The following is a 2,833-nucleotide window of genomic DNA, read 5'->3' as shown; positions in this document are numbered from 1 at the left end:
CCCTCAACAGGTGGTCGACGACCTGCTCGAAAAGGCCATCACCCCGCTGGCGGCCAACCCCGAGCTGCGTACGCGCATCATGGAACTGCGCCGCCAGCACGACCAGATCATCGACGACACCAACCCCGACACCCTGCTCGAGGCCTACGGCGTCGGCGCCGAGGACAAGGCCCGCGAGATCGTCACGGACTGGCGCGCCTACCTGGACGAGCACCGCAGCGAGATCTCCGCGATCCAGGTCCTGCAGCAGGCCGAGGAATCCGGTACCAAGTCTGCCGGGAGCACGTTCGCCGAGATCAAGGAACTGGCCGACCGGATCGCCCGCCCGCCGCACCAGTGGACCCCGCAGCGGCTGTGGGAGGCCTACGAGCAGGTGGAGAAAGGCCGCGTCCGACCGAACACAAAGGCCCAGGTCACGGACCTGGTATCCCTGCTGCGCTTTACCCTTACGGGTGACGACGAGCTGGTGCCGTACGCGGACAAGGTCCACGAGCAGTACCAGGGCTGGCTACGGCAGCAGGAGCAGGCCGGCGTTGTCTTCACCGAGACACAGAAGTGGTGGCTGGACAACATGGCGGACGTGATCGCCTCCTCGGCCGGGATCGACGTCGACCAGCTCGACGGTGCCCCGTTCGACGAGCGCGGCGGCATCGACGGCGCCGTACGTGACCTGGGTGCCCAGGTCGGCACCCTCCTCGAGACCCTGAACAAGGAGCTGACCGCGTGACGCCTGAGTTTCAGACCGTCGGCGAGATCGCAGCGGTCGATTCTGGTCCCGCCTTCAAGAGCGCCCACTTCGGTGGACCAGACGAAGGAATCCGGCTGCTGCGAGGTGACAACATCGAACCTGGGGCGCTGCGCTGGGCGGGGACGAGGACCTGGCCTGAGTCGATGCTTCCAGGGTATGAGCACCTGGCAATTAAGGAGGGGGATCTTATCCTTGGGATGGACCGCCCGCTCATCTCCGCGGGTCTCAAGCTCGCTCGGGCTCGCCCCAGTGACCTTCCCGCACTACTCGTCCAGCGAGTCGCCCGAATTCGGCCCCACTCGATCAACGGCGCTTACCTCTACCACTGGCTCAGCGGTTTTGAGTTCCAACAGCACCTCAATGGGTCAGCCACTGGAACTCAGCTGCCACACGTGAACCTGAAGAGTATTAAACAATTTAAGGTCCCGCGTTTCAGTGAAGCCGCCGAAGCGCGGATCGTCGAGGTGCTGGAGGACCACCTCTCCCGCCTCGACGCGGGCGTCGACTACCTCAATGCCGCGCGTCGTCGCTGTGCCCTGTACGAGGACGCCACGATTATGCGTGCCTTGGGTAGCACGGAGAGTCGCCAGGACGGTGTCGAGCAGATCATCAACGGACACCTTCCTGCCCTTGCAGAGGGGTGGTCCTGGCAGACCCTGGGGGAAGTCGCTGATGTCGTCGGCGGGGTCACGAAGGATGCAAAGAAGCAGTCCGACCCTTCCTACATCGAGGTCCCGTACCTGCGCGTAGCTAACGTCCAGCGCGCCCGGTTGGACCTTGAGAACGTGACAACGCTCCGCGTACCGCCCGCCAAGGCTGAAGCACTGCGCCTGCTAAAGGGCGACGTCCTGATGAACGAGGGTGGAGACCGGGACAAGCTCGCTCGCGGGTGGGTCTGGGACGGACAGATTGAAGGGTGCATCCACCAGAACCATGTCTTCCGCGTGCGACCGCGCGACGACATGCGATCGGAGTGGCTGGCCTGGTGCGCCAACACCTACGGTGCACGCTGGGCCCAGAGACACGGTAAGCAGAGCGTCAACCTCGCCTCGATCAGTCTCAAGGTCATCAAGACCATGCCGATCCCAGTTCCCCCCTTGCCGGATCAGGACGAGCGGCTGGCTCAGATTCATGAGGTGGTCAGCCGGAGCCGTCGCCTCATCGGAGAGGTGGAGACTGGGCTCGCACGCGCAGACAGGCTGCGCCGCTCACTTCTGACCGCAGCGTTCTCCGGTCGTCTGACCGGTGCGGCCTCCGACGTCGAGCGGGTCGAAGAGATCGCCGCTGATGTCGTCGAGGCTGAGGCTCCTGAAGGTGTGCTGTTCTGATGGCGGGCAAGCAGGTGCGTTTGTTCCTGGTGGACGGCAAGGCCGGTGGTCTGACGACTGCGGAAATCATGACGTGGACCGGGCAGCTCCTCAAGGGAGCCCGCAAGGACCTGGCGCGTATCCGGGAGCGCAAGGAGGCGCAGAAGACCGGCGTCTACATCCTGTTGGGTGAGGACGAGGAGACCGGGAAGACCAAGGCGTACATCGGGCAGTCGGACAACGTCGCCAAGCGGCTGAGCACGCACGACCAGAACAAGGACTTCTGGTCGGAGGTCGTGGTCATCGCCTCAAAGGACTCCAACCTGACCAGCGCGCACGTGCGCTGGCTGGAGTCGAAGCTGATCGGCATGGCCAAGGCGATCGGCCGGGTGCCGCTGGAAAACGGCAACGAGCCCACAGGCGGTGCGGACCTGCCCGAGGCGGACGCTTCGGACATGGAGGAGTTCGTCCGTCAGCTGGAGATCCTGCTGCCGGTCCTGGGCGTGGACGTGCTGCGTGGCAGGGCTACCCGCACGGTTGTCGGTGCTCCCGACGCCGCGCAGACTGCGCCTGCTGGGTCTGGTGACTCGCTACCGGTCACCGAGTCCGAGCCGGACCCTGCGGCAGAGGACTCCCCGGTGTTCCACCTGTTGCAGATGCCCGGTGCTCAGGCGCAGGTTGTCGACGGAGAGTTCACGGTTCTGGCCGGCTCTGAGGTGGCCGCGGAGATGCCGGACCGTTCCAACTACAAGGCTTCGTCGGCCAAGCAGTACAAGGT

Annotated in this window: 3 protein-coding genes; all 3 read left to right on the top strand. The window is 64.9% G+C overall.

Annotated elements, in window-relative coordinates:
* The coding region (locus BFF76_RS30700) for a type I restriction-modification enzyme R subunit C-terminal domain-containing protein (RefSeq protein ID WP_275935691.1) at positions 1 to 727 on the top strand (727 nt) is incomplete at its 5' end.
* Complete coding sequence (locus tag BFF76_RS30695) at positions 724 to 2,076, top strand: restriction endonuclease subunit S (protein ID WP_051694869.1); 1,353 nt, start codon at positions 724 to 726, stop codon at positions 2,074 to 2,076. The genes BFF76_RS30700 and BFF76_RS30695, both read left to right, overlap by 4 nt.
* Positions 2,076 to 2,833, top strand: a 758-nt coding sequence (locus BFF76_RS30690) for a GIY-YIG nuclease family protein (protein ID WP_065849517.1), incomplete at its 3' end; no start/stop codon positions are given. The genes BFF76_RS30695 and BFF76_RS30690, both read left to right, overlap by 1 nt.

Origin of the sequence: Streptomyces mutomycini (assembly GCF_001700505.1) — a bacterium.
Taxonomy (GTDB): domain Bacteria; phylum Actinomycetota; class Actinomycetes; order Streptomycetales; family Streptomycetaceae; genus Streptomyces; species Streptomyces mutomycini.
Note: the sequence above shows the minus strand (reverse complement) of the source record. Positions and strands in the feature narration are given on the sequence as shown.